26 protein-coding genes are annotated in these 23,869 nt (G+C 61.8%); 10 read left to right on the top strand and 16 right to left on the bottom strand.

Annotation, left to right across the window (positions count from 1 at the left end; all coding sequences use genetic code 11):
- The first annotated feature begins 81 nt into the window (after window positions 1–81).
- The 3 genes from DT068_RS19885 to DT068_RS19875 are packed head-to-tail and all read left to right on the top strand — an operon-like array spanning window position 82 to window position 2,147.
- Window positions 82–807 carry a hypothetical protein gene (locus DT068_RS19885; protein ID WP_162914330.1) on the top strand — a complete coding sequence of 242 codons (726 nt, stop codon included), beginning with the start codon at window positions 82–84 and terminating at the stop codon, window positions 805–807.
- Window positions 804–1,595, top strand: coding sequence for an enoyl-CoA hydratase (locus DT068_RS19880; RefSeq protein ID WP_119391639.1), 792 nt, complete (start codon window positions 804–806; stop codon window positions 1,593–1,595). Before DT068_RS19885 ends, DT068_RS19880 begins: the two co-directional genes overlap by 4 nt.
- 15 nt (window positions 1,596–1,610) lie before the next feature.
- Window positions 1,611–2,147: a CoA-binding protein gene (locus DT068_RS19875; protein ID WP_119391638.1), complete on the top strand. Its 537-nt coding sequence runs from the start codon at window positions 1,611–1,613 to the stop codon at window positions 2,145–2,147.
- 90 nt (window positions 2,148–2,237) lie between these two features.
- Here the strand turns inward: DT068_RS19875 and DT068_RS19870 are convergent, their stop codons facing one another.
- Entirely contained in the window at window positions 2,238–2,513 is a 276-nt protein-coding gene (locus DT068_RS19870; RefSeq protein WP_119391637.1) for a hypothetical protein, read from the bottom strand.
- Window positions 2,514–2,550: 37 nt separating this feature from the next.
- Window positions 2,551–2,826 carry a hypothetical protein gene (locus tag DT068_RS19865; protein ID WP_119391636.1) on the bottom strand — a complete coding sequence of 92 codons (276 nt, stop codon included), beginning with the start codon at window positions 2,824–2,826 and terminating at the stop codon, window positions 2,551–2,553.
- Between the two features lie 318 nt (window positions 2,827–3,144).
- On the opposite strand from DT068_RS19865, the gene DT068_RS19860 reads away from it, so the two are divergent.
- On the top strand, window positions 3,145–4,422 hold the full coding sequence (locus DT068_RS19860) for an O-acetylhomoserine aminocarboxypropyltransferase (protein ID WP_119391884.1): 1,278 nt from the start codon (window positions 3,145–3,147) through the stop codon (window positions 4,420–4,422).
- Here the strand turns inward: DT068_RS19860 and DT068_RS19855 are convergent.
- Window positions 4,407–5,459, bottom strand: coding sequence for a COX15/CtaA family protein (locus DT068_RS19855; RefSeq protein ID WP_119391635.1), 1,053 nt, complete (start codon window positions 5,457–5,459; stop codon window positions 4,407–4,409). The genes DT068_RS19860 and DT068_RS19855 overlap by 16 nt on opposite strands.
- Window positions 5,460–5,551: 92 nt before the next feature.
- Between DT068_RS19855 and DT068_RS19850 the strand changes: the two genes are divergently transcribed.
- Window positions 5,552–5,755 carry a DUF2842 domain-containing protein gene (locus DT068_RS19850; RefSeq protein WP_119391634.1) on the top strand — a complete coding sequence of 68 codons (204 nt, stop codon included), beginning with the start codon at window positions 5,552–5,554 and terminating at the stop codon, window positions 5,753–5,755.
- Here DT068_RS19850 and DT068_RS19845 read toward each other — a convergent pair.
- Both DT068_RS19845 and DT068_RS19840 read right to left on the bottom strand, forming a co-directional pair.
- On the bottom strand, window positions 5,752–6,666 hold the full coding sequence (locus DT068_RS19845; protein WP_119391633.1) for a bifunctional helix-turn-helix transcriptional regulator/GNAT family N-acetyltransferase: 915 nt from the start codon (window positions 6,664–6,666) through the stop codon (window positions 5,752–5,754). The two genes, DT068_RS19850 and DT068_RS19845, sit on opposite strands and share 4 nt — an antisense overlap.
- Before the next feature lie 49 nt (window positions 6,667–6,715).
- A complete protein-coding gene (locus DT068_RS19840; protein ID WP_162914329.1) occupies window positions 6,716–7,672 on the bottom strand; it encodes a polysaccharide deacetylase family protein in 957 nt (318 codons plus the stop codon).
- Window positions 7,673–7,883: 211 nt separating this feature from the next.
- Between DT068_RS19840 and DT068_RS19835 the strand changes: the two genes are divergently transcribed.
- Complete coding sequence (locus tag DT068_RS19835) at window positions 7,884–9,092, top strand: GNAT family N-acetyltransferase (RefSeq protein ID WP_119391631.1); 1,209 nt, start codon at window positions 7,884–7,886, stop codon at window positions 9,090–9,092.
- A 6-nt stretch (window positions 9,093–9,098) separates the two neighbouring features.
- On the opposite strand, the gene DT068_RS19830 is transcribed toward DT068_RS19835, so the two are convergent.
- Entirely contained in the window at window positions 9,099–11,297 is a 2,199-nt protein-coding gene (locus DT068_RS19830; protein ID WP_162914327.1) for an exopolysaccharide transport family protein, read from the bottom strand.
- Between the two features lie 237 nt (window positions 11,298–11,534).
- Between DT068_RS19830 and DT068_RS19825 the strand changes: the two genes are divergently transcribed.
- The 4 genes from DT068_RS19825 (at window position 11,535) to DT068_RS19810 (ending at window position 16,238) form a co-directional block, all read left to right on the top strand.
- Window positions 11,535–12,224, top strand: a complete 690-nt coding sequence (locus tag DT068_RS19825) for a polysaccharide biosynthesis/export family protein (protein WP_162914326.1) — start codon at window positions 11,535–11,537, stop codon at window positions 12,222–12,224.
- An 8-nt stretch (window positions 12,225–12,232) separates the two neighbouring features.
- On the top strand, window positions 12,233–13,342 hold the full coding sequence (locus DT068_RS19820) for a glycosyltransferase family 4 protein (RefSeq protein ID WP_119391628.1): 1,110 nt from the start codon (window positions 12,233–12,235) through the stop codon (window positions 13,340–13,342).
- Window positions 13,343–13,455: 113 nt separating this feature from the next.
- On the top strand, window positions 13,456–14,970 hold the full coding sequence (locus tag DT068_RS19815) for an undecaprenyl-phosphate glucose phosphotransferase (RefSeq protein WP_119391627.1): 1,515 nt from the start codon (window positions 13,456–13,458) through the stop codon (window positions 14,968–14,970).
- Window positions 14,967–16,238 carry an O-antigen ligase family protein gene (locus DT068_RS19810; RefSeq protein WP_119391626.1) on the top strand — a complete coding sequence of 424 codons (1,272 nt, stop codon included), beginning with the start codon at window positions 14,967–14,969 and terminating at the stop codon, window positions 16,236–16,238. The genes DT068_RS19815 and DT068_RS19810 overlap by 4 nt, the downstream gene beginning before the upstream one ends.
- A 12-nt stretch (window positions 16,239–16,250) precedes the next feature.
- Here the strand turns inward: DT068_RS19810 and DT068_RS19805 are convergent, their stop codons facing one another.
- The 10 genes from DT068_RS19805 to DT068_RS19760 all read right to left on the bottom strand — a co-directional run.
- Complete coding sequence (locus tag DT068_RS19805) at window positions 16,251–16,502, bottom strand: acyl carrier protein (RefSeq protein WP_119391625.1); 252 nt, start codon at window positions 16,500–16,502, stop codon at window positions 16,251–16,253.
- Window positions 16,502–17,536, bottom strand: coding sequence for a hypothetical protein (locus tag DT068_RS19800; protein ID WP_119391624.1), 1,035 nt, complete (start codon window positions 17,534–17,536; stop codon window positions 16,502–16,504). Before DT068_RS19800 ends, DT068_RS19805 begins: the two co-directional genes overlap by 1 nt.
- Entirely contained in the window at window positions 17,533–17,793 is a 261-nt protein-coding gene (locus DT068_RS19795) for an acyl carrier protein (RefSeq protein WP_119391623.1), read from the bottom strand. The genes DT068_RS19800 and DT068_RS19795 overlap by 4 nt, the downstream gene beginning before the upstream one ends.
- Window positions 17,793–18,869: a hypothetical protein gene (locus tag DT068_RS19790; protein ID WP_162914325.1), complete on the bottom strand. Its 1,077-nt coding sequence runs from the start codon at window positions 18,867–18,869 to the stop codon at window positions 17,793–17,795. The genes DT068_RS19795 and DT068_RS19790 overlap by 1 nt, the downstream gene beginning before the upstream one ends.
- Window positions 18,815–19,417, bottom strand: a complete 603-nt coding sequence (locus DT068_RS19785; RefSeq protein ID WP_119391621.1) for a GNAT family N-acetyltransferase — start codon at window positions 19,415–19,417, stop codon at window positions 18,815–18,817. The genes DT068_RS19790 and DT068_RS19785 overlap by 55 nt, the downstream gene beginning before the upstream one ends.
- A 61-nt stretch (window positions 19,418–19,478) precedes the next feature.
- Entirely contained in the window at window positions 19,479–20,102 is a 624-nt protein-coding gene (locus tag DT068_RS19780; RefSeq protein ID WP_162914324.1) for a GNAT family N-acetyltransferase, read from the bottom strand.
- A gap of 1 nt (window position 20,103) precedes the next feature.
- The gene (locus tag DT068_RS19775; RefSeq protein ID WP_119391619.1) at window positions 20,104–20,658 is read right to left on the bottom strand and encodes a hypothetical protein; all 555 of its coding nucleotides are present in this window, start codon (window positions 20,656–20,658) and stop codon (window positions 20,104–20,106) included.
- Window positions 20,659–20,979: 321 nt separating this feature from the next.
- Window positions 20,980–21,966 (bottom strand): putative outer membrane beta-barrel protein, encoded by a 987-nt coding sequence (locus tag DT068_RS19770; protein ID WP_119391618.1) that lies wholly within the window; start codon window positions 21,964–21,966, stop codon window positions 20,980–20,982.
- A gap of 342 nt (window positions 21,967–22,308) precedes the next feature.
- A complete protein-coding gene (locus DT068_RS19765; protein ID WP_119391617.1) occupies window positions 22,309–23,235 on the bottom strand; it encodes a hypothetical protein in 927 nt (308 codons plus the stop codon).
- Between the two features lie 282 nt (window positions 23,236–23,517).
- Window positions 23,518–23,869: hypothetical protein (locus DT068_RS19760; protein ID WP_162914323.1), on the bottom strand; the 352-nt coding region annotated here is incomplete at its 5' end.

Below are 23,869 nucleotides of genomic sequence, written 5' to 3'. Positions count from 1 at the left end.
CCACAGTTTAAGCTTCTCATGCCGGACCCCTTTTCGTAACTGCTTGTATTTCATAAGGTTCAAGACGTTAGAGGGCGCCTGATGGTTCGTTTTGCTACAGTTCTCATGCTGGCTGGCCTCCTGGCCGGAGGCTCCGCTTTGGCCCAGACGCCGGCCAAGGACCAGACCCAGCTGCCGCAAAGTGAGGATTTGGGCGTCGAGCCCAATCCGCAACCGCCGGCCGCCGGCGAACAACCCCAGCCGCCTGAAGCCCAGCCCCCTGCCGAGAGCGGCGAAGATCTGACCGAGCCCCCTCCTCCCGAGCCGGATGACCAGTCCGACACCGAAGAGACCTCACCTGATGATTTGAGTTTCGGGGAGATTCCCGACGTCACCGTCATCGAGCTCACCGACGACATCGCCCGCCGCTCGATCGACGCGCTCGCTCTGGTGCGCGACAAGTACAAGGACGCCAATCTAGAAAATTACGAGAGCTGGCAGGATTTCGTCGACAAGACCGATGAAGGCAAGAAATTCGAGGCCGATATCAAAGCGGCGGGCTTCGCCAATGTCGATGAATGGAACATCGCGGTGACCAGCGTCAGCTTTGCCTATTCGGCCATCACCGACAACCTTGCCGACGATCTTGCCGCCCAGATCGCCGAGATCGAGAAGGACACATCGCTGGCGCAGGACATGAAAGACCGTATGATCAAGGGCCTCAAGGCCATGATTCCATCCGAAAACAACAAGAAAATCGTCCAGGCGATGATCGACGACCCCGACTATACCGAGAAGCTCAGGCTCCTCGCCGAAGAAGGCGAATGAGCGGTATCCTTCAGAGCGACCGGCGCGATGGCATATTGCGGCTGACGCTCAATGACGCCTCGACACGCAACAGTCTCAGCGAGGCGATGATGGCCGCTCTCGCCATCGCGCTCGATGAGGCCAAGAGCGACCATGCGGCACGCGTCGTCGTGATCGCCGCGGAAGGTCCGGCTTTCTGCTCGGGCCACAATCTCAAGGAAATAACCCGGCATCGCCGCGACGAGGATGGAGGCCGTGGCTATTTCGTCAAGCTGATGGCGCATTGCTCAGCCCTCATGCAGTCGATCGTGCATCACCCCAAGCCGGTCATCGCCGAAGTGCATGCGGCGGCAAGCGCCGCCGGCTGCCAGCTGGTGGCGAGCTGCGACCTGGCGCTCGCCTCCGAACAGGCACGCTTCGCGACACCCGGCGTCAATATCGGGCTGTTCTGCTCGACACCGATGGTCGCCCTTTCGCGCAACGTGTCGCGCAAGCACGCCATGGAAATGCTGCTGACCGGCGACATGATCAGCGCCGCGCAGGCCGAGCGCATCGGCCTCATCAACCGGGTGGTCGCCACCCAGCTCCTGCGGTCGAGCGTGGACGAGCTGGCCGCGAAGATCGCCGGCAAATCCCGGGCGGTGACGAAGATCGGCAAGGAAGCCTTCTATCGCCAGATCGAGATGCCGCTAGCCGATGCCTATGACTATGCCTCGCGCGTGATGGTCGAAAACCTTCTCATCCAGGACGCCAGGGAAGGCATCGGCGCCTTTGTCGACAAGCGGCCGCCCGCATGGGAAGATCGCTGACGGAATGCGGGTACAATGAATCACGACAGCTATTCTCCGGACTATATTCGCGACATCCTGCGCGAGGTGAAGACGATAGCGCTGGTCGGCGCCTCGAACAATGACGTGCGCCCGTCCTATTTCGTGGTGAAGTATCTGCTCGATAAAGGTTATGACGTGAGCCCGGTCAATCCGGCATTGGCCGGTGAGGAGATCGCGGGGCGCAAGGTCTACGCGACGCTCAAGGATATCCCCCACGCCCTCGACATGGTCGATATATTCCGCAATTCGCAGGCCGCCGGCATCATCACCGATGAAGCGCTCGAGCTCTCGCCTCGCCCCAGGGTTATCTGGATGCAGCTCGGCGTGCGCAATGATGCGGCGGCCGAGCGTGCTGAGGCGGCCGGCCTCAAGGTGGTCATGAACCGCTGCCCTAAGATGGAATATGGCAAGCTGTCGGGGGAATGGAGCTGGGTGGGCGGGAACTCAGGCCTGATCTCTTCGCGCCGCCAGCGGCTGCATGAGAGCGGCAAAGTGCAGAGCCTGGGGCTGGGCCTCGGCATCAAGCGCTAAAACCTCCTTCCCGCCGGAGCGGGAAGTCGCCGGCGGGAAGAAGGGTGGTACGAGCAGCGCTCAGATTCGCCAATGCGGGAGCGAAAACGCTCAGAGCCTTACAAATTTCCCGTCCTTGATCGACAACTTGTCGACGCTCGCATCAAATTTGGTCTTGAGCGCGCTCATGCGAACCTCGCAGCCCTTGCTGCAATCGTAGGTGCCGGTGGCTTTCGACTTAAGCACGACCTTCTCGGCTTTGCCGCCCTGCGGCGTGAGCATGAAAGTATGGCTCGTCCTGTCGGTGTTGGTCACCGTGAGCGCGCTTGCCGATGAAATGGAAGCTGCGAGAGCGAGGCCCGCGAAAGCGAGAATGCGCATATTCATGACTTGTCTCCTTGCAATCAGATGGCTGGGTTTCGGGTCAGGCGGAAACGAACTTGCCGCCCTTGATCCAGATCTTCTGGACCTTGGCGTCATAGTGGGCTTTCCCGGCGCCAAGCCTCAGCTCGCAGCCCCTGGCGCATTTGTAGTTGGCCGAGTGGCGTCCCTTGATGACCAACTTATGGGTCTTGCCGCCCTGCGGCGTCACCATGACGGCATGGCTCGTCTTGTCGGAATTGACGAGAGTCAGCGCATTCGCCGATGAGACCGTTGTGGCAAGCGCAAGCGCGGCCGCGATGAGAAGATGGGCTCTCATTGTTATTCTCCAATGTTGTGTTGCTTGATGGTCAGTCGCGCCAGGCACCGGGGCGGTGGAAACCGGGCTACCTGTCGCTAAACGATCGCATGGCCTTCTTCAGCGAGCCATTGCCTCGCAGGCGGGTTTGGGCGCCGCCCGTGTCTTACAAATATTCAGAATTTCACCTCTGATAGACATCCGATCTCGCAACCGGATGGTGAAAAGCTAACCTCGCTCGCCTGGGCCGACCAGTTAAATCGGGGTAATGCATAGACATTGTGGGGTATGGGCTACTCGGCTAGTTTGCGCCCCGAAGGACCTTCACGGGAGACAATGATGACCGACAAGATGCCGGGCTTTGACACGCTTGCGATCCATGCAGGGGCACAACCCGATCCGGCGACAGGGGCACGGGCGACACCGATCTATCAGACGACGGCCTATGTTTTCGAGGACGTCAAGCATGCCGCCGACCTGTTCGCGCTCAGGACTTTCGGCAACATCTACACGCGGATCATGAACCCAACCCAGGCGGTGCTCGAATCGAAAGTCGCGGCACTTGAGGGCGGCACCGCCGCACTGGCCGTCGGATCCGGCCATGCCGCACAGATGATCGTGTTCCATGCGCTGATGCAGCCCGGCGATGAGTTCGTAGCGGTGCGCCAGCTCTATGGCGGATCGATCAACCAGTTCGCCCATTCCTTCAAGTCCTTCGGCTGGCACGTGGTGTGGGCCGATGCCGACAATCTCGCCTCAATCGAAAAGGCGCTGTCGCCCAAGACCAAGGCGATCTTCATCGAATCGATCGCCAATCCCGGCGGCCTCATCACGGATATCGCGGCGATCGCCAGGATTGCGCAGAAGGCCGGCGTGCCGCTGATCGTCGACAATACGCTCGCGACCCCCTTTTTGTGCAAGCCGTTCGATCACGGGGCCAACATCATCGTGCATTCGCTCACCAAATTCATGGGCGGGCACGGCAATTCGATGGGCGGCGCCATCGTCGATGGCGGCACCTTCGACTGGACGAGAAGCGGGCGCTATCCGCTCCTGACCGAGCCCAACGAGTCCTATCATGGACTCAAACTGCACGAGACCTTCGGCAATATCGCCTTCGCCATCGCCTGCCGGGTGCTGGGCCTGCGCGACCTGGGCCCGGCGATCGCGCCGCTCAATTCGTTCCTGATCCTGACCGGCATGGAGACCTTGTCGCTGCGCATGCGCAAGCATTGCGACAACACTCTCGCCGTCGCCAAGTGGCTCAACACGCATCCGCAGGTCTCCTGGGTGAACTATGCCGGGCTAGAGGGCCACAAGCACCATGCGCTGGCCAAGAAATACTGCCCGAAGGGTGCGGGCGCGGTGTTCACCTTCGGCTTGAAGGGCGGTTATGATGCGGGCGTGAAGGCGGTCTCGAGCACCAGGCTGCTGTCACACCTCGCCAATATCGGCGACACGCGCTCGCTCATCATTCACCCGGCCTCGACGACACACAGCCAGCTTTCGCCCGAACAGCTGAAGCAGGCCGGCGCCGGGCCCGATGTCGTGCGGCTGTCGGTCGGCATCGAGGATGTCGAGGACATCATCGCCGATATCGATCAGGCCATTTCCTGACGGAGCTTGCGCCCTCTCGCCTCTTGCCGCGAGAGGGCTTCATGCAAGGCCCAGACAGCGGTGGCGAAGACGATCATGGCACCGCCCTGGTGCATGAGGCCGAGATACAAGGGCACCTGCTCGAGCAGCGTCCAGATGCCGAGAGCGATCTGCAGCGCGACCGCGGCGATCATCGCCAGCGATGCCTGGCTGCGCGCACGCCAGGCATAGAGGCCGGCGCAGACCGCCACGAGATAAGCGAGAAGCCGATGGTCGAACTGAACCGTCATGGCGTTCTCGAAGAAATTGCGCCAGACGGGCTCCATGATCATGAGGCCTACGGGGATCCATTGCCCGTCCATCAGCGGCCAGGTGTTATAGCCCATGCCGGCATCGAGGCCGGCGACGAAACCGCCGGCCGCCACTTGCAAAAGGATCAGGGCCACGAGGCCCAGCGCCGCCCATTGCCCCGGCGCATGCGGCCTTTGCCGCCGCGTATCGCCGACGCCCAATGCCGTCCACACGATGGCGCCGAAGATCACGGTGGCCAAAGTGAGATGGGCGGCAAGGCGGTGCTGGCTCACATCGACGCGATCGACCAGGCCCGACTTCACCATGTACCAGCCAAGCGCGCCCTGAAGTCCTCCCAGGACGATGAGACCAGCCAGGCGCGGCTTGAGATAGGGCTCGATCCGGCGCGTGAGCCACAGGGCAAGGAACGGCACGATCATCACGAAGCCGATGAAGCGGCCGAGGAAGCGATGCGCCCATTCCCACCAATAGATGAACTTGAACTCCGCGAGCGACATGCCATGGTTGACGAGGCTGTATTGCGGGATCTGCTTGTATTTCTCGAAAGCGGCCAACCAGTCGGCTTCGCTGAGCGGCGGAATGGCACCGAGCAGCGGCTGCCATTCGGTGATCGACAGCCCGGAATCGGTGAGGCGCGTGGCGCCGCCGACGATCACCATGACGAAAACGAGGAAGGCGGCGAACCACAGCCAGGCACGGATCAGAGGCCGCGCGGCCCGCTCACGGTCGGTTATGGGCGTCATCATGGGAGCGGGATAGCCGCAAGTCACCCTGCCCTCAAGGCTCCAAACGCCGCAGGACCTTGCGCCCCACGCTTGCACGGAATAGGTCATCCGGCATGACCCTGAGACAGCGCAAATTCATCGGCATGCTGGCCATCGTGGCCTTCCTCATCGTCTATTGCCTCATCGCCATGGCGATCGGCGGCATGGTCGCGGTAGGCCTGCCCTTGCCGCTGGAAATCGGATTCTTTGCTGTCGCCGGCATCGCCTGGCTGCCGGCGGTGATGTTCCTCATCCGCTGGATGTCGCGCCCGGTCTAGCCGAGCGCCATTTCCCAGAACTGTCCCGTGAGCTTGTGGCCGAAGCTTTCATGCGGCTCCTCGCGGACCAGGTGAAAGCCGGCCTTCTGATAGAGGCGGCGCGCGGCGGTGAGATTGTCATTGGTCCACAAGGTGAGGCGGCGATAGCCGGTCGCGCGGGCGAAATCGATAACCTCGCCGACAAGCCTGGCGCCGACGCCGCTGCCGCGCGCGGCGGGCTCGACATAGAGCATCCTGAGCTTGGCGGTTTCCGTATCCTCCTCGACAACGAATACCGCGCCCAGGATCCGGCCGCCCTTCTCGGCAACCCAGCATCTCTCCCGGGCCGGCTTGAAGTCACGAATGAATTTGGCGGTGATCTCCGCGACCAGCGCCTCGAACTCTTCGTTCCAGCCATATTCCTGAGCATAGAGGGCGGCCTGGCGATGCACGATCCAGCCGAAGTCGCCCACTTGCGGGGGGCGCAAAGTCATCTCCTCCGTATCCTGAGCTTTGCCCAGCAGGCTTTCGATTAGGGCCATGCTCGCGACCAGCTTTTCGCGATCGGCGGCGGAAAGATCGCCGAGAAGCCTCTCCACCGCCTTCACGCTGCTTTCCTCGAGGGGCCGGAAAGCGGCCTCGCCCTTCTTTGAGAGACCGATCTGGATCTGGCGTCCGTCGCTGCTCGAACGCTCACGCGTGATATAACCGGATTCAGCGAAGCCTTTGATAATCCTGCTCAAATATCCCGGATCAATGCCGAGGCCGGCAATCAGGTCGCTTGCGGTGGCGACCTTGCGGGCGGCAAGCTCATAAAGCACGCGCGCTTCGGTGAGGCCAAACCGGCTCGCCAGCAAATGCTCGTCCAGCAGGCCTGTCCATTTCGTATAATTACGGTTGAAGCGCCTGACCGCCGCGACGGGGTTTTCCATGGCGACAGAAAGTGCGATAGATAGTTGACTTTGTCAAGTATATAGGAAGCTACGCTGCCCGCACCCGCTTGAACCCATTGGAGAGTGCGAACGCGGTGCCCGACAGAAGCACATCGACATAGCGGAGCTTCTGGTAGAAGCCGTTCAACGACAGGCGCGGCAAGGCGGTCGGATGATCCCTGTGGGCCGGGAAAATGAGGCCCTTGCGGGTCGTGACGGCGGTGGTAAAGCCAGCCTCGCGCATGAGATCGAAATCGCGCGGGCCCGCCGAGGTCGGATCACCATAGGGATAGGCGAAGACTTCCGGCATATGGCCCAGCTCCTCACCGATCCGGCGGCGCGACTGGTCGGCTTCCATTACCGCTTCCTCGGACGAGAGCTTCGCCAGGGCGAAGTGGTTGATGGTATGGGCGCCAATGGTGCAGAGCGGATCGGCGGCGATCTGGCGCATATCGTCCCAGGTCATCGCTTCGCTGCGGCATTGCGCTTCGAGATCGACGCCGTGATGGTCACAGAACTGCCTGATCCATTCGCGCTGGCGGTGTTCCTCCAGGCTCCTGACCGGCCAGTAGAGCCGCTTGAACGCCGCCTGCTTGCCGGCATCGCTGCGTGTCTCGAATTCGAAACCGCTGCCCTCCAGCACGCCCTTCACCTGCGGCGCGCCGGCAATGACGGCCTCGAGGCCGCGCCACCATAATTCGCAAGTGCCATCGGTGATGGCGGGAGCGACGAAGATGGTGAAAGGGCAGCCATGGCGGCGGAAGACCGGCCAGGCATGGATGAAATTGTCCTCATAGCCGTCATCGAGCGTGAAGACGGCAAAGGGCCGTTCCGACGGCGCCTCGCCGGCGACGCGGCGCGCGGCATCGGCCAGCGAAACGAGATCATAGCCCCTGGCCACGACATGGCCGATGACCGAATCGAGGAATTGCGGCGTGATCTCGAGCCCCGCATTGGGCGCAAAACCGTGATGGGGAATGCCGTTCGGGCGTACATGGTGCAGCATGAATATTGCACCCATTCCTCCACAGACCGGCTGCAAGACCCGCGATGCCCCAGAATAGTACAGGACATCAAGACTTGCTTTGAAGGCGGCGGAGATGGCCATTACCGGGAACCGTAAATTTTGCGCGACTTAAGGAGTATCAGCCAAAACTTGACGAACTTTTGCTAGGGCAAGGCAAGATTCGTACCGGAGGGAACCCTTTTTGAGCATAGTGCCCGCCACACCCCTGCAGGAACAGGCGCGTTGGCTTCCCGCCGGGCCGGCGGAGCCGGCCCATGCGCCCCGCATCGCGATCGAAGCGTATGACACGCTCTATGGGCTCGAAGCGGACTGGCTTGCCTTCCAGGATCGCGCCGCGGGCACTTTCTTCCAGACCTATCAGTGGTGCAGCGCCTGGATCGCCACCGCCGGCGCCGCGGCGAAAGCGGAACCGGTCATCGTCACCGGCCGAGACCCGTCCGGCGAACTCCTGTTTCTTCTCCCCTTCTGCGCGCGCCGGAGGCAAGGCTGCCGTGTCCTCGAATGGATGGGCGGACAGCAAATGACCTATGGCTACGGCCTCTATGACCGCCGGTTCCTGCACCGCGCAACCGACTGGTTCGCCGCAGAGGGCTGGAACGTCCTTGCGCAATTGCACAACATCGATGCCGTCGATCTCGCCGATATGCCGGCAAAGTGGGAAGGTTGCGCTCATCCGCTGGCGAGCTGGTTCTCATTCGCCGGACGAAATCTCTCCTATGTGCTGAGGCTCGGAGAAGACTTCGAGGCGCTCTATGCGCGCAAGCGCTCCGGCGAGACCCGGCGCGGCAACCGCAAGCGCGACGCCAAGCTCGCCAAGGCGGCGAAGATCGAGGTCGGCCTGCCACAGGACCGAGCGCAGGCGCATCAGCTTATCGAAGACATGTTCGAGCAGCAAAAATCCAGGCTTGCCGAAAGCGGCATCCATGGCGTCTTCAACACCCATGAAAGACAATTCATGCACCGCCTCATCGACCTGCCCGACCACATGCAGCCCGTCCTGCTACCCTATTGCATGAAGGCGGATGGCGAACTGGAGGCGGTGGCGCTTGGCGGACACTATGGCGGCGGATATTGGGCGCTGATCTCTTCGCTCGGCTCACCGAGGCTGCGGCGCTATTCGCCGGGCGATGCGCTGCTGCGCCGGACGATCGAGGCCTGCTGCGGCCGTGGCTTGAAGTTCTTCGATTTCTCGACCGGCAGCTTCGACTACAAGCTGGCCTGGGCGGATGAACATATCGAACTGTTCCACGGTGTGCGCGGGCTGACGCCGTGCGGCTATGCCTGGGCGCTGCACCGCAGCATCGTCCTGGCGAGCAAGCGTTTCATAAAGCGCACGCCACTGCTCTGGAATGCGCTTGCCAAAGCGCGACGCGCCGTCTTCGGGCAAGGCGCCCACTGATCCACCTCAGGCGGCGCGGCGCACCGGCTGACCGATGCGCACGAACTGCACCGCGCGCAAACCCGATTGCCGCCAGGATTCGATCATGCGCGCCGCATCGAGGATGCGCGTCCCCGGCGCCATGAGCAGGGCGGCATGGCACTTGCGGATCACCGCCTGCGCGGCCGGCGACTGGCCCCCGCAATGGATCACGATCACCGGATAGACCTGGGCGAACGCTTCCAGCAAGGCGTCGAAGCGCGGATTCTCGATCAGGCCGGCGAGCTCGCCATTGTGAGTACCAGCGCGCAGGATGTGAGCGAGCGATCCCGGATCGCGCTGCACCGTCGTGTCGAGAGTCGCCTCATTGAGGAGGATATCGGAAAGGCCCATGCCGGCCTCGATGCCGCAGATCGTATGCACGCAAGGGCGCTTGTCGTCGGCGTCGATCACCAGCGTGCCGCTGCCTTGCGCGGCTATGATCCTCGCCATGGCAACCGCCGCCGTGGCCCCGTCCGGCCCCTCCTCGCCGATGGTCGTGATGGCGAGCTTCTGGACGCCGAGCGACTGGCGGATATTGCCGAGCCAGCCCACCATGCGTCCGGCAGCCATCGCATAGATGGCGGCAGGATCGTGCAAAGGCTGATTGGCGTGAGTTGCCGCCGCCATGAGATCGGTGGTCTCCGGAATCTCGCTCAGGATCGGCTGATTGACGGGCGCCACATGCCCATTGCCGGATCCGGCAAAGCCTGCGGGCAATTGCACCGGCATGGCGGCAACGACGGGACGTGGTCCAGGCATTGCAGGCACCGGGACCGATGCCAGCGCCGGACCGCCGAGCTGAGGCTCAGGCGCCAAAGGCCGGGCCGGAGCATAAGCGCCGGCCATGCGAAGCACTTCGGCCAGGAAAGCCAGGCCCAAACCGAGCGTAAGGCCGGCGCATGTCGCCAGAACGATCGTCGGGCCGATCAGCGGGTAGCTTGGATTGGACGGCGGGACCGCCTTCTGGATGATCCGGGCGAAACCAGGCTGCGCAGCGATCTCCTGGCGTGCGCTCGCATCGGTGTAGCGGTTGAGAAACGATTCGAGCAATGTCCGGTTGGCGGCCGCATCGCGCTCCAGCGCGCGCAGCTTGACCTCGTCGAGATTGCTCGATGAGGCCTTGGCCTTGGCGGCATTGAGGCTGGCACGCAACGACGCTTCGCGGGTCTGCGCGATGCGCGCCTGGTCCTCGAGGCCGGCGACGATCTTCATTGCCTCATTGCGGATCTGCTGATCGACATTGGCAAGCTCGTTGCGCACCGCGACGATCTTGGGGTGACCGGGCAGATACGTGACGGAAAGCTCCGCCATGTTCCGCTGCAGCGCAATCTGCTGTTCGCGCAGACGCTGAATAAAGGGGGAGTTCAGCACGTCGGAAGAGGCATCGACCGAGCCTGAATCATCCAGCATGCTGCGGATGGCTTTGGCCTTGGCCTGCGCCTCGGTGCGGGCGGCTTCAGCGACGGTTATCTGGGAGTTGAGCTCGGAGAGTTCCTGGGTGCCGAGCGTCGCCTGGGTTCCCTTCAGCAGGCCGGCCTGGGCACGAAACTCCTCGGCCGCCGCTTCCGAATCCGCCACCTTCCGGCGCAGGATATCGATCTGCTCGGCCAGCCAGTCACGGGCCCGTCCGGTCGGCTCCGATTGGGTTTCCCGGGTCGAGGTGACATAGATCTCGGCCAGCTTGTTGGCGACATCGGCGGCGATCTTGGGATCGAGCGCCGAATATTTGATGGAGATCACTTTCGAGTCGGGAATCTGAAAGATCGTCATCGAATTGCGGTAGCGATCATAAGCCCGCTCCTCGAGACTCTTGGTCAGCGGATTGTCGCGGAAGCCCAGCGCAATGACGATCCGCCCGATCCTGCCGATGCCTTCACGGGCAGGATCGAACTCACCCTTGCCGGCAAGGCCAAGGTCCTTGACGACCCTGTCACCCAGATCGCGTGAATTGAGCACCGAGACCTGGCTCAATATGTCACGATCGTCGAAGGATGCGCGCGCATCAGCACCTTCACTGGGTTGAGCGCGGCTGAACGGCGTCTCGAGATTATCGACAAGAACCTGTGCCTCCACCGTGTAGCTTGGATTGTCGCGCAGCACGACGAAGGCGGCGGCCCCCGAAAACAAGAGCGTCACCAGAAGGATCATCAGCTTGCGCCGCCACAGGCCGCGCAGCAGATCCATCAGGTCAACGGACCCGGCATTCGTTCCGGTTTGCTCTGGACTGATCATCGCTCGACTTATGCTTAATGAAAGGTTTCGGCACCGCACCATGCGCTGCGTCTGGTAAGGATTTTCTTAACAGCGATACGGCGGCATTTCAGCCGCTTAAGCGATTGCTAACCATAAATGCCTATCGTTTTCCCCAAGCCATGCCGCTCACGCGGACTGGCAGCGTCATGGAGTGTTGCGATAGTGCGTATGCGTTTCATCATCCTTGCGGTTCTGCCCTTCTTCCTCTCGGCCTGCGCCGAGACCTGGGATGCCGATCCACCCACAGCCGCTACCGGCGGCATGGGCGTGATGGCGGATGGAACCGTCGCCCAAGGACCAGGTGCCGTCGCCAGCGTCACCGAGCTGGCGTCGAGCACGCCAGAGGGAATCCAGCCTCCCTATGGTGCCGCCGGCTCTGCCGCGGCATACGAATATGACACAGGCTACCGCATCGGCGCCGGCGACCGCCTCACCATCCGCGTTGCCGGCGAGGCCGACCTCACCAACGATTATCTCGTCGATGGCTCCGGCAACATTTCCATGCCCTATATCAAGACGACCTATGTCGGCGGAATGTCAGCGCCCGAGGTCGAGAAGCTCGTCGCCACGCGGCTGCGCAACGGGTTCCTGCGCAATCCCAGCGTCTCCGTCCAGGTCACGACCTTGCGTCCGTTCTTCATCCTCGGTGAAGTCAACACCGCCGGCAGCTTTCCCTATCAGCCGGGCATGACGGTGCAGAATGCGATCGCCATTGCCGGAGGATACTCGCCGCGCGCCCATCAGGGGCCGGTGCTGATCACCCGCAAGAATGTCGAAGGCACGGAGACCCACAAGGCGCCGGTCACCACGCAGGTTTATCCCGGCGACGTCATCTATGTTCGCGAGCGCTGGTTCTGAGCCAGCCCATGCGCTGCTTCCAGGTCTTTCGCACTCCGGTCGGCGGGCTATTCCGTCATGTGCGCGATCTTACTCGGGGACTCGCCGCCCTGGGCCATGAAGTCGGCCTCGTCTGCGATTCCACGACCGGAGGCCCCGCGGCCGAGGACAGCCTGTCGGCACTGGCCAAAGTCTGCAGACTAGGCATTCACCGACTGCCGATCGGACGCCTGCCCGGCCTTGCCGATGTCACCGCCGCCGCGGCGATCGCCCGCCTCGCCACGACCATGAAACCCGATATCCTGCATGGCCATGGCGCCAAAGGTGGCGTCTATGCGCGGCTTGCGGGATCGCGCCTGAAAATTCCGGCCCTCTACACGCCGCATGGCGGCAGCCTGCATTACGAATGGTCCGATCCGCGCGGCGCCGTGTTCCTGGCGGCGGAGCGCCTGCTGCTGCGGCGCGGCGCCGGTCTTCTTTTCGTGTGCGACTATGAGCGATCCGTCTTCGAAAGGAAGATCGGCCTCGGCAATCTTCCCAGCCGCGTGGTCCACAACGGCTTGTGGCCCGAGGAGTTCGCCGGCGTCGCGCCCGATGCGTATATCCGCGAACTTGTCTTTCTGGGCGAGTTGCGCCATCTCAAGGGCGTGGGCGACCTGCTCGAGGCTCTGGCGCTGCTCAAGCGCACGCGGCCCGTCAGCGCGACGCTCGTCGGGGACGGGCCTGACCGTCGGGCCTTCGAGGCGCAGGCTCGCAAACTCGGCCTGACGGACAGTGTGCGCTTCACCGGCGCCCTGCCGGCGCGCCAGGCCTTCGGTCTCGGCAGGCTCATGGTCATGCCGTCGCGGGCCGAATCGCTGCCCTATGTCATCCTCGAGGCCGTCGCCGCTGCCAAACCGCTGCTCGCCACCCGGGTCGGCGGGATACAAGAAATATTGCCCCCCGAATGCCTGGTCGAGCCGGCATCCCCGGCCATGCTGGCAAAAGCCATAGAGCAGCGCCTGACCCGTCTGGAGGATGGGGAGGTGCTGGCCCGCTCCCTGGCCGAGACGGCCCGGACGCGCTTCTCGGCCGCGGGCATGTGCGCCAAGATCAGTGTCTTCTATCGGGACATCCTGGCGGGCACGGCCAGCCGTTAAGAGCGCGTTAAGCACGTTCCTTCAGTTTGGTTAACGAGGCCTGCAAAATGGGCCCCGAAGTTGCTCTCCTGCAGTCAGGGATCAAAACTGTACCATCTTGAAACAGAACTGCGATGCGCAACGAAAAGCTCTATCGGCATAAAATCATCACAAGCGACTTCCTGGCGGTGCTCGACCGCGAGACGCTGGTCGAACCCGTCTCGGAAATCCTCAAGGCGCCCCTGATCTCGGCCAGGATCATTGCCGGGATCGTCCGATTGGGCGACTTCGTCCTGATGAGCATACTGGGTATCCTCATCCTCCTTGGCTATGTGGCGCCCGAGCATGCCATTTCCTACGCGATCTATGTGCCGCTCATCCTGGGGGCCGCCGCGGCCCTGGTGGCGTTGCTGCATATCGGCGGAATCTACACCATTCATGCCCTGCTGCGGCCGGCCGACTATGTCGCAAGACTTGCCGGCGCCTGGCTGATTATCGCCGGCCTCGTCATCGCCTATGTCTTCTTCAGCAAGGCGGGAGATGATTATTCGCGCGCCTGGGCCGCGCTGTGGTTCGTCGGTGGCCTGTGCTCGCTGCTGGCTTTCCGTATCCTCGTCTCGCGCCTGGTGCGCAGCTGGAATGCCAAGGGCCAGCTCGACCGGCGCGCCGTGCTGGTCGGCGGCGGAGAACCGGCCTCCTCGGTCATCGAAGCGCTCGAAGCCTCGCATGATATCGATGTTTCGGTCATCGGCATCTTCGATGACCGCGACGACGACCGTTCGCCGGCTTCGATCGCCGGCCGCCCCAAGCTCGGCAATATCAACGAGCTCATCGATTTCGTGCGCCGCAACCGCGTCGATCTGCTGATCGTCACGCTGCCACTGACCGCTGAGGCCCGCATACTGCAGATGCTGAGGCAGCTCTGGGTACTGCCAGTCGATATCAGGCTGAGCGCCTATACCCAGAAACTGCGCTATCGGCCACGCGCCTATTCCTATATCGGCAACGTCCCCTTCATCGATGTCTTCGACAAGCCGCTGACGGACTGGGGTCAATTGCTCAAGTCGATCGAGGACAAGATCATCGCCGGCCTTGCCCTCGTCGTCCTCTCGCCGGTCATGCTGGCGGTGGCGCTTGCGATCAAGCTGGAAAGCCGCGGCCCGGTATTCTTCCGCCAGCACCGTTATGGCTTCAACAACGAGCTCATCGACGTCTATAAGTTCCGCTCCATGTATACGGAGATGACGGATCGGACGGCGGCCAAGCTGGTCACTCGCGATGACCTGCGCGTGACCCGGGTCGGACGCTTCATCCGGCGCACAAGCCTTGATGAGTTGCCGCAGCTTCTCAATGTACTGAAAGGCGAGCTGTCGCTGGTGGGGCCCCGGCCGCATGCGACCCATGCCAAGGCGCAGGAGCATCTCTATCCGGATGCGGTCGAGGGATATTTTGCGCGCCACAAGGTGAAGCCCGGCATCACCGGCTGGGCCCAGATCAATGGCTGGCGCGGCGAGACCGACACAGTCGAGAAGCTGCATCGCCGTGTCGAGCATGATCTCTATTACATCGAGAACTGGTCGATCGCCTTCGATCTCTATATCCTGCTGCACACGCCATTGGCGCTGGTATCCACGGAGAATGCCTATTGACGCATGCGATTGCGCAGCAGCCTCCTGTCGTTCCTCCGCACCGCGCCCTGGGGAGCCTGGATTTCTGGCGCAAGGGCGTGCTGTGGCTGCTGGTCGCCTCGCTCTGGCTCGTCGTCATCGAGCCCGCCCCCTATGAACTGATCTTCTGCCTGGCGCTGCTTCTCTTTCTGCCTTACGGCGGCTTGCGGGTCCCGATTGTTTCGCTTCCCTTCGTCACCGCGCTGGTCCTCTACAATTACGGCGGCGCGGTCGGGCTCGAAGGGGCGCTCGACGACAAGATCTCCGTCTGGTTCACCGTCATTTCGTTCTATATGGCGGTCACCGGACTGTTCTACTGCTTCCTCGTGTCGACCGAGACCAATGCGCGCATGGATATCCTGCGCAACGCCTATATTGCCGCCGGGGTGATCGGCTCGATCACCGGAATTCTGGGCTATTTCGATGTGGCCGGCCTCGCCGTGCACTGGGCCCATTCGGGCCGCGCGACCGGCACATTCAAGGACCCGAATGTATTCGCGCCCTTCCTCGTGCCCCCCTTCATTTTCCTCGCCCAGGATTTGCTGACCGGCCGCAGCCGGCGGCCCATCCTGGCGGGCTTCGCGACCCTCATCATCGCGCTCGGCTTGTTCCTCGCCTTTTCTCGCGGCGCCTGGGTCAATGCCGTCGGAGCGGCCGTGCTGCTCGTCCTGCTCACACTGATGTTCTCACCCAGTCGGGCGCTGCGCAACCGAGTTATCCTTCTTTCCATCACCGGAAGCATAGTACTGGTACTCGGCACCATCGCGGCGCTGCAGATTCCGGCCGTGCGGCAGCTTTACGAGATCCGCGCCAGCCTCAATCAATCCTATGACGTCGGCGAGACCGGACGTTTCGGCTCGCAGATCGCCAGCATTCCCCGCGTGCTCACCCAACCGGCCGGAATGAATCCGCGGCATTTCCGCTATATCTACGGCCAGGATCCGCACAATGTCTTTCTCAACGCCTTCGCCTCCTATGGCTGGATCGGCGGCTTCACCTTCTTCACGCTGGTGATCATGTCATTCTGGGCGGGGTGGCGCGCCCTCAAGGTGCCTACGCCCTGGCAGCATCACGCCATTGCCATCTACTGCCCGCTTGTCGCTGTGCTGCTCCAGGGAGTGCAGATCGACACCGATCACTGGCGCCATCTCTATCTGCTGCTCGGCTGCATGTGGGGTCTGCTCGGTGCCACCCTCGCTTATCAGACTGCGCAGCGACAGCGCGGCCAGCCGAGTGCCGCAACGCGGTAGATACTTTCCTGTTCAGACCTGCCTGACCGCAGCTACCTTGGCGAGATGGGCCGCCAACTGGTTCACCGTCGGGTTCTCCACCAGTTCCTCGATCGAAACCTCGCGCCCGAACCGCTCCTCGAGCGCCACACACAGATCGACGACCTTGATGCTGTCAATGCTCAGGCTGGCAAACTCGATATCCGGCATCTCGGCCTTGTCGTTAAGGAGCTCCAGCTCCTTCAAAACGTCCAGGATCGCGGCCTTCGCTGCGTCAGACTGCATCAGAATACCTCTAGCTGAATGGAATCGTGATAGATGATGTAATGGGATGGGAAGATGCTGTAGTCGATCAGCCGCGCCCGCAAGTTCAAGCTGTCAAATTCCTGCCTGAAGGCATCCCATATGCGCAGCGAGACCTGCTTGCCGAGACAAGAGTGCGCACCGGCTCCAAAGATGAACTTTCGATCATCAGGCGCCGGCGAATAGCCGAGCGACTGCATCTGCAGGCGTATCCAGTCGCCGGCGGCAAACTTGTGCCCATCTATCTCAAAATCGCTCTTTGCACGGCGATGCGAGACCGGAACGCCGGTTTCGACCGGAAAATCGGGAAGCTTCACGGCGTCGGTGCGCCCGGATTCGAACTCCCGCAGCGCGGCTACAATCCCCTCCGCCAGCATCATCGTCACCGAGTCCAGCCCGAAAACCAGGCAGATGAACTTCCAGCCGACCTCCCTTTCGTCTGCAGAGGTCGCGCGCAGAAAGCTGAGCGCCCTGCCGATGCGCGCATCGAGGCTCTTCAGATGCCCGACCATCGCCTTGAAGGAGAGGATCTCGATGACATGCAGAGACAGAAAATCCTCCGGCATGTCGGCCTTGAGGAAAATCGAGAACAACCGGCGCATGAGCGGCCTGATGACGCTTGCCATGATGTCCACCTGGCCCCGCCGGGCAAGCGGTGCCAGGCTGGCCCCGACCATGCCGGGAAGCTCGGCATTGAGCTCGACAAGACGGCCGGAGAGGAACGTGGCAAAGCCGCGCCGAATGTCGGGATGCACGTCATCGCTGACCAGCACGGGAAGGACGCTGCAGGCAAAGTCGATATTGGGGAGTTCGATTGCGAATTTCGTCCTGACGGTCCTGACCGCCTCGGCCAAATCCGAAATGACTGTCGACGGATGGCGCATGATCCGCGTGACCAGGGCAGGATCGGCCACGACCCAGGTGCGCAGGATTCCGGTTTCGCACCAGACGGCAGGAGACAGTTGCGCGAACAAATCGCGCCGATCCCGCGCCAAATGGAGCTGGTAGGACTTCATGGCGCGGGACTGGCGAGATGGGCCGCCAGCATATCGACGGTGGGATTGTCGATGATCTCCTCGACGCGCAGTTCCCGGCCGATCTTGCCCTCGACCTCGACGCATATGTCAACGACTGCCATACTGTCGATACCGAGCCTGCCGAGCTCGATGTCGTCGGCGCCGGGCGCGGCCGCAGCATCCCTCTCGACCTTGGAAATAAGCTCCATCGAATGGAGCACATCGAGAAGCATCGACTTTGCTTCCTCTCGGTTCATCAGATCACCTCGACATGAACAAAGCTGTGGCGAACCATGTAGTGGGAGGGGACAAGCTCGCTGGCTTTGACGCGACCGCGGACTTCCATCGCGTCGAACGCCTGCTTGAGCGCATTCCAGATCCGCAAGGATGCCTGCTTTCCGACGCAGGAATGCGTTCCCGCGCCGAACATGGTCTCGCGATCCGCCCGGCGCCCGGAATAGCCCGTCGTCTGCATCTGAAGACGAAGGAGATCGCCGGCCTTGAAAGCATACCCACCCATCTCGAAATCGCTTCCGGCCCTGCGGTAACTCAGCGGAACGCCGGTCTCTATCGGATAGTCCGGCAGACGCACGCGATCACCCGCATGATCGTGAAATGCCGTATGGAGATCCTCCGTCAACATGGTCATCAGCGTCTCGAAGCCCATGGTCAGGGCCGAGAAGCGGGATCCGAGAAGGTCTTCGTCCTCTCCCTCGGCGGCCAGGAACGCGATCGCCCGACCCACTCGCTCCTCGAGATCCTTGAACCGCCGCACGCTTTTGTTGAGCGCGAACAGATCGAGGAGATTCAAGGCGCCGATCTCCTCGGTCACCTGCCGCTCGACGAATATGGAATTGATATCGCGGACCAGAGGCCCGGTGACCTCGGATACGAGATCGACAACTCCCTTGCGCCGGAATGGCTCCAGCCGACCCGCGACGAGGTCGGGAAGATGGCGCTCCAGCTCCGCCATCCGGCTGGCCAGGTAGCGCGAAAAGCTCCGGCGCCGTTCGGCATGGATATCGCCCTCGAGAAAAAGCGGCAGGTGGCGCGCGGCAAAGCGTACGCACGGGAAGGTTACATCATAGGCCCGCTCGATGGAATCGATGAACTCCTCGACGCTGAGGATGACGGCATGCCGGCTGCGCAGCACCTTGGCGATCACCTGCGGATCGGCGATCACCCAGGTTCTCAAGAGCGACGTTTCAAGCCAGACCTTCGGTTCCAGGGCGGCAAAATGCTGACGCCGATTTGCGGCGAGATGGAACTCGGAGGTCCTCATGGCTTGGCCCGCCTGCGCACGGTCTTCGCCAAGTCCCGGTTCACCCGCCAATCGTCCGCCAGAATGCCGAAGACGAGCATGTCCATACGCTCGCCGGTGGAGCTCCTGCGCAGATGCTTTTGCAGACGAGCCTCCACCCGCCAGCCCCCATTGAGCAGCAGCCACTGCATCGCCCTGTTGTCCGGCCGAACATTCGCCTTGGCCTTGGCGTAGGAAAGCTTGTTGAAAAAGAAATCGAAGATCGCTATGGACGCCTCCCGCGACGCACCGCTCCCGCGCCATTCCTTCCGGCCCAACGCGTGCGTCACCAACATCAGCTGGTCGTGCGGTCGCAATCTCACGATGAAGAAGCCGATCGGCGTGCTCTCCGCTTTGGGAAAGATGCCGAGCAGGTAGCGCGTCCGCTTTCCGTCGTAACGCGAGATATAGGCAACCTGCTCCGCAACCGTCCAACGCCGCGGCGTCGTGTTCAACATCTCGACGACGACTTCGTCTTCTGTCCATGCCTCCATTGCCGGAGTTGCGTCCGCGCGCCCGAGAGGGCGAATTATGAAGTTCTCGGACTCGATGCTGAACCCGGGGGGCGGCAGGCCGTTCATGGCGCGATGTCCCGGCGATCGGCGATTTTTTCCGGCAACCTCGCCGGCAACTCAGATGCGCTCATGATCGCACCGTCGAGTCTGCTCCCGCCTTGCCCTGGGGGTGGAATCGCAGCTTCTCGTGCCGCGCCCGCCACTCATCGGCCAGCATGCCGAATACCACGAGATCGGACCGCTCCCGCGATCCGGTCAGGCGCAGGTGCCTGATGAGACGTACCTCCTTGCGCCATGCATAGGTGTATAGAAGCCACAACATCGCCTTGTTCTCGGGGCGGACATTCGCCTTGGCCTTGTCGTAGCCCAGGGTGTTGAAGAAATAGTCGTAGACGGCCTCGGAAGCCTCGAAAGTCGTGCTCTTGCCGCGCCAGGCCTTGTCACCGATCAGATGGGATATGACGAAAACACCGTCCCTCACAGCGACCTTCACGATGAACAGGCCAATCGGCTCCCTGGCCTGCTTGGGAAATATACCCAGAATGAGGCGCTGCTGCTGGCCCTCATGCCGCCCAAAGAAATCTTCCTGCTGAGCGACCGTCCAGCTGCGCCGCGGCGTATTCAGCATCGCCGCAGCATTCTCGTCGTCTATCCAGGACTCGAGCTTGGGGCTGGCATCGCCGCGGACGAGCGGACGAATGACGAAGTTTTCGCTCGCGAGCACGAAATCGGGAGGCGGGAGCTTGGCCATCTCAGGTTCTCTCTGGCTGCTCGCTCGCAAGGATCCTGCCGAACTGGACGACATCGAGACGGCGGTTGCCGGAAGCTGCGTGAACCTCCTGCCGCAGAACGCCTTCCTTCACCCAGCCAGTCGCTTCATAGTGGCTGATGAGGGGGGCATTCGTCTCGACAACCTGCGCTATCGCCTTTTCGATGCGCTGGTCACCGGCGAAAAACCGCAGCAGCACCGGATCCGTTTCCGCCAGCACGTTCGGCAAGACATATCTCTGCTGGTCCACAAGCGCATCAAGGGTAATATTGGCATTGCGGGGATCGACCGCCACCTCATAGATCCCGATATGGTCGGCGCCGGTACGCGCATAGATTCCGATGATCATCCTCTTGCTCTTCCAGACGGCGACGACATAACGCTGCAGGTCGGCGCGCGAAAGCTTCACCACGCGCGCGTTCATCTGCGACATGAGAACCGGATCGCCGGTCCATCTTATCCAGTTGTCACTGACCATGTCCGGGGTGATCGGGCGAAGGCTGAAGCGCTTGGTCTGAAGTTCTTTTGTTTGCGACATGAGCTCGATTTCACGACTTGGAAGCCAGCGCGTTCTATCCCCGGATGACGAAAAGGCCAAGGCCCGGAGGCGCCGGCCGGTCCGGCCCCTTATCTAGCGCGCATCCCGGCAAAGGGGAATCGCTTCGCAAAAAGGGATCCTTCCAATCAATATGCCGGGGCGACCCCTTATCGCCAAAAGCCTTCAACTCTGGCGAGATCTTCTCTAACTACCTGAAATTGCGGTGAGAGTCGTGGCTTTCCGATGCTCCTGACCGCGCATCGAAAGAAAAGGCCCGCCAAACCGCGGCGGGCCTCTCCATGTCACCAGATCAACCGTGTCTCAGGGGATGCCGCCACCCTCGGCGTCAATTGCGCCCACCGCAGCGGATGGCAAGAAGCTCGGCAGCTTCTCATTGAATACGCTGGTATTGTCGACCGTCCCGGTACGCTGACGCTCGACCAGCGTGGTGCCCTGGCCGAAGTAGAATTTGATGCCCGCAAAGACCTGGAAGTCCTCAACCTCGAGCTCCACGTCATCACCGCCATCGTCGATATCAAGCTCCCGGTCGGCATAACGAGCGCCGCCGAAGACCGACAGGCCCTGGTCCCACACGAGATACTCGGCCTCGCCGGTGATCGCGAAGCCGCTGAGATCTAAGTCCACGTCGTTGGGAGCGTTCGAGATATCATATTCGGCGAAGAGAAGATCGCCGCGCAGCAACAGGCTGAAGTCGGGCGTCGCATAGAACCGGCCCCAGGCCGCGAGCTCGAACCCGTCCTCGTCCTTCCCCTCGACCCAGTCGGCATTGTAGTAATGCGCCGAGGCACCCAGCGTGAACATGTCGTCGAAATAGAATTCGCCGAACAGGCCGACGCGGAAGATATCGATGTCCTTGCCGAAGATATCCTGTGAAATCCATGAGGCGCCAACACCGCCAGCCCAGGAATACGGGTCGCGATAGAACAGTGCGCCGCCAATATGCGTATTGGTCTGGTCGAGATCGACATCCTTGCCCGAAATATCGTCGATATCGGCGGAATGCGCATAGTAAGCGATGTCCGCCTGGACATTGAAGCCGCCGCAGGTCACGAGGCCGGCGCCCTCGCCAAACGGCGTGCTCCACTCGACATCACCATCGGCGTCTTCTCCTTCGTCGTTTTCGGCGGAGAAGTCCTGCCAGTTATACATGTAGCCGGCCATCACCGAGCCTGACAGCGTACAGCCCGGATCCGCCACGACGTCGGCGGCCTGCACCGATGATGCGCCCCCCGCGACAAGCAGCGCCAGAGCCGCAGCGCTCACCGAAAGTTTCAGCCTATTGGTCATTTTGTCGATTCCCCAACATCGAGTGCCCCTCTGAATGGACAGATACCCTCAAACTGCTGCAACGGCCAACCGCAAAAGAGGAATTACCTGAGGGAAAACCATATTTCCCCAGGACTGTGACCCGAAAGCCACAGTCGAGGAGCCCGTCACACAGGCGCAGGGACAGGAAATGCCAGGAAAAAAAGCCCGTACTGATCAAGTCCAAAAAGAAAGAGGACCGGCTTTCGCCAGTCCCCTCAACTCCATCGAGTCCGCCCCAAGTAATCGCCAAAGCTCAAGGCTTTGGCGATAGAAATTTGCTCCAATACATTGACTTGGCGCGAATCCTCTTCGCCGAAAACGCTAGCTGGCGGGACCGAGCAGAAATTTCGGCAGCTTTTCGTCGAAGACGCTGGTGTTGTCGATCGGCCCGGTGCGCTGACGCTCAAGCAGCGTGCCATCCTGCCCGAAGTAGAATTTCACACCGCCATAGACCTGGAAATCGTCGATATCGACAGCTGCGCTCGAATTATCAATATCGAACTCCCGCTCGGCATAGCGGGCGCCAGCAAACAGCGACAGACCTTGATCCCATGCGAGATATTCACCCTCGCCGGTGATCGCAAAACCATCCCAGTCGGCACCCTCGTTGCCACCCGCGTCGAACTCGGCGAGCAGAAGATCGCCGCGCAGCAACAGGCTGAAGTCAGGCGTCGCATAGAACCGGCCCCACGCCGCAAGCTGGAAACCATCCTCGTCCACCCCTTCCGGCCAGTCGGCGTTATAGTAATGCGCCGAACCGCCGAGCGTGAACACATCATCCAGATAGAACTCGCCGAACAGGCCGACCCGGAACACATCGATGTCCTTGCCGAAGATATCCTGCGAAATCCACGACGCCTGAAGGCCGCCAGCCCAGCTGGACGGATCGCGGTAGAACAGCGCGCCGCCAATATGCGAATTGGTCTGGTCGAGGTCGGCATCCTTGCTCGATATATCGTCCAAATCGCCGGAATGGGCGTAATAGGCGACATCCGCCTGGGCGTTGAAGCCGCCGCAGGTCACAAGGCCCGCACCCTCGCCAAACGGCGTCGACCAGTCGATGTCGAAATCCTCGTTGCTGCCGTCAATCTCCAGCGTCTGCCAGTCATACAGGAAGCCGGCCGCCACCGAACCCGACAACATGCAGCCCGGATCCATCACGTCGGCAGCCTGCGCCGACGACACAGCGCCCCCGACAAGCAGCATCAGCGCAGCGGCGCTGGCGGAAAGCTTCAATCTCTTGATCATCAGTGATCCCCACAAAGGAATTAAATCAACCCTCTCCGGTCTATTAGACAGATTCCCCCCAGGATACTCAATGCCGGCGAGGCAACCTTCACCAAGTAATTTTCTGCTGTTGCCGGAAAGTCACAGGAGAACCCAGCTCTTCCCTGATTTGGATTCTCAAGGTCAGCGCGGGATCGGGCGGAAAGCCGGCGCCCACTTTTCCTGAACACGCGCCAGCAGCTGGGCCAAATAGGACGGGGACCGGCTTTCACCGACCCCCTGCCATTATCTATCAACTCCGCCTTAGTCGACGATGGCTATGCCGCCTATCAGCCTCGGCAGCTTCTCATCGAAGACGCTGGTGTTGTCGATCGGCCCGGTGCGCTGACGCTCAAGCAGCGTGCCATCCTGCCCGAAGTAGAATTTCACACCGCCATAGACCTGGAAATCGTCGATATCGAGAGACGTGCTCGAACCATCAGGATCGAACTCCCGCTCGGCATAGCGGGCGCCAGCAAACAGCGACAGACCCTGATCCCACACCAGATACTCACCCTCGCCGGTGATCGCAAAGCCATCCCAGTCGGCATCGGCGCCGCCGAACTCGAATTCGGCGAGCAGAAGGTCGCCGCGCAGCAACAGGCTGAAGTCCGGT

This window comes from Taklimakanibacter lacteus (genome assembly GCA_003576695.1).
Classification (GTDB): Bacteria; Pseudomonadota; Alphaproteobacteria; order Rhizobiales; family Aestuariivirgaceae; genus Taklimakanibacter; species Taklimakanibacter lacteus.
The sequence above is the reverse complement of the archived record's forward strand: the minus strand, read 5'-3'. Positions and strand labels throughout refer to the sequence as shown.

Excerpts from the sequence above, each read along its gene's own strand:
- DT068_RS19885 (WP_162914330.1), top strand. The coding sequence starts at position 82 with ATGGTTCGTTTTGCTACAGTTCTCATGCTGGCTGGCCTCCTGGCCGGA.
- DT068_RS19880 (WP_119391639.1), top strand. The coding sequence starts at position 804 with ATGAGCGGTATCCTTCAGAGCGACCGGCGCGATGGCATATTGCGGCTG.
- DT068_RS19875 (WP_119391638.1), top strand. The coding sequence starts at position 1,611 with ATGAATCACGACAGCTATTCTCCGGACTATATTCGCGACATCCTGCGC.
- DT068_RS19870 (WP_119391637.1), bottom strand. The coding sequence starts at position 2,513 with ATGAATATGCGCATTCTCGCTTTCGCGGGCCTCGCTCTCGCAGCTTCC.
- DT068_RS19865 (WP_119391636.1), bottom strand. The coding sequence starts at position 2,826 with ATGAGAGCCCATCTTCTCATCGCGGCCGCGCTTGCGCTTGCCACAACG.
- DT068_RS19860 (WP_119391884.1), top strand. The coding sequence starts at position 3,145 with ATGACCGACAAGATGCCGGGCTTTGACACGCTTGCGATCCATGCAGGG.
- DT068_RS19855 (WP_119391635.1), bottom strand. The coding sequence starts at position 5,459 with ATGATGACGCCCATAACCGACCGTGAGCGGGCCGCGCGGCCTCTGATC.
- DT068_RS19850 (WP_119391634.1), top strand. The coding sequence starts at position 5,552 with ATGACCCTGAGACAGCGCAAATTCATCGGCATGCTGGCCATCGTGGCC.
- DT068_RS19845 (WP_119391633.1), bottom strand. The coding sequence starts at position 6,666 with ATGGAAAACCCCGTCGCGGCGGTCAGGCGCTTCAACCGTAATTATACG.
- DT068_RS19840 (WP_162914329.1), bottom strand. The coding sequence starts at position 7,672 with ATGCTGCACCATGTACGCCCGAACGGCATTCCCCATCACGGTTTTGCG.
- DT068_RS19830 (WP_162914327.1), bottom strand. The coding sequence starts at position 11,297 with ATGGATCTGCTGCGCGGCCTGTGGCGGCGCAAGCTGATGATCCTTCTG.
- DT068_RS19825 (WP_162914326.1), top strand. The coding sequence starts at position 11,535 with ATGCGTTTCATCATCCTTGCGGTTCTGCCCTTCTTCCTCTCGGCCTGC.
- DT068_RS19820 (WP_119391628.1), top strand. The coding sequence starts at position 12,233 with ATGCGCTGCTTCCAGGTCTTTCGCACTCCGGTCGGCGGGCTATTCCGT.
- DT068_RS19815 (WP_119391627.1), top strand. The coding sequence starts at position 13,456 with ATGCGCAACGAAAAGCTCTATCGGCATAAAATCATCACAAGCGACTTC.
- DT068_RS19805 (WP_119391625.1), bottom strand. The coding sequence starts at position 16,502 with ATGCAGTCTGACGCAGCGAAGGCCGCGATCCTGGACGTTTTGAAGGAG.
- DT068_RS19800 (WP_119391624.1), bottom strand. The coding sequence starts at position 17,536 with ATGAAGTCCTACCAGCTCCATTTGGCGCGGGATCGGCGCGATTTGTTC.
- DT068_RS19795 (WP_119391623.1), bottom strand. The coding sequence starts at position 17,793 with ATGAACCGAGAGGAAGCAAAGTCGATGCTTCTCGATGTGCTCCATTCG.
- DT068_RS19785 (WP_119391621.1), bottom strand. The coding sequence starts at position 19,417 with ATGAACGGCCTGCCGCCCCCCGGGTTCAGCATCGAGTCCGAGAACTTC.
- DT068_RS19780 (WP_162914324.1), bottom strand. The coding sequence starts at position 20,102 with ATGGCCAAGCTCCCGCCTCCCGATTTCGTGCTCGCGAGCGAAAACTTC.
- DT068_RS19775 (WP_119391619.1), bottom strand. The coding sequence starts at position 20,658 with ATGTCGCAAACAAAAGAACTTCAGACCAAGCGCTTCAGCCTTCGCCCG.
- DT068_RS19770 (WP_119391618.1), bottom strand. The coding sequence starts at position 21,966 with ATGACCAATAGGCTGAAACTTTCGGTGAGCGCTGCGGCTCTGGCGCTG.
- DT068_RS19765 (WP_119391617.1), bottom strand. The coding sequence starts at position 23,235 with ATGATCAAGAGATTGAAGCTTTCCGCCAGCGCCGCTGCGCTGATGCTG.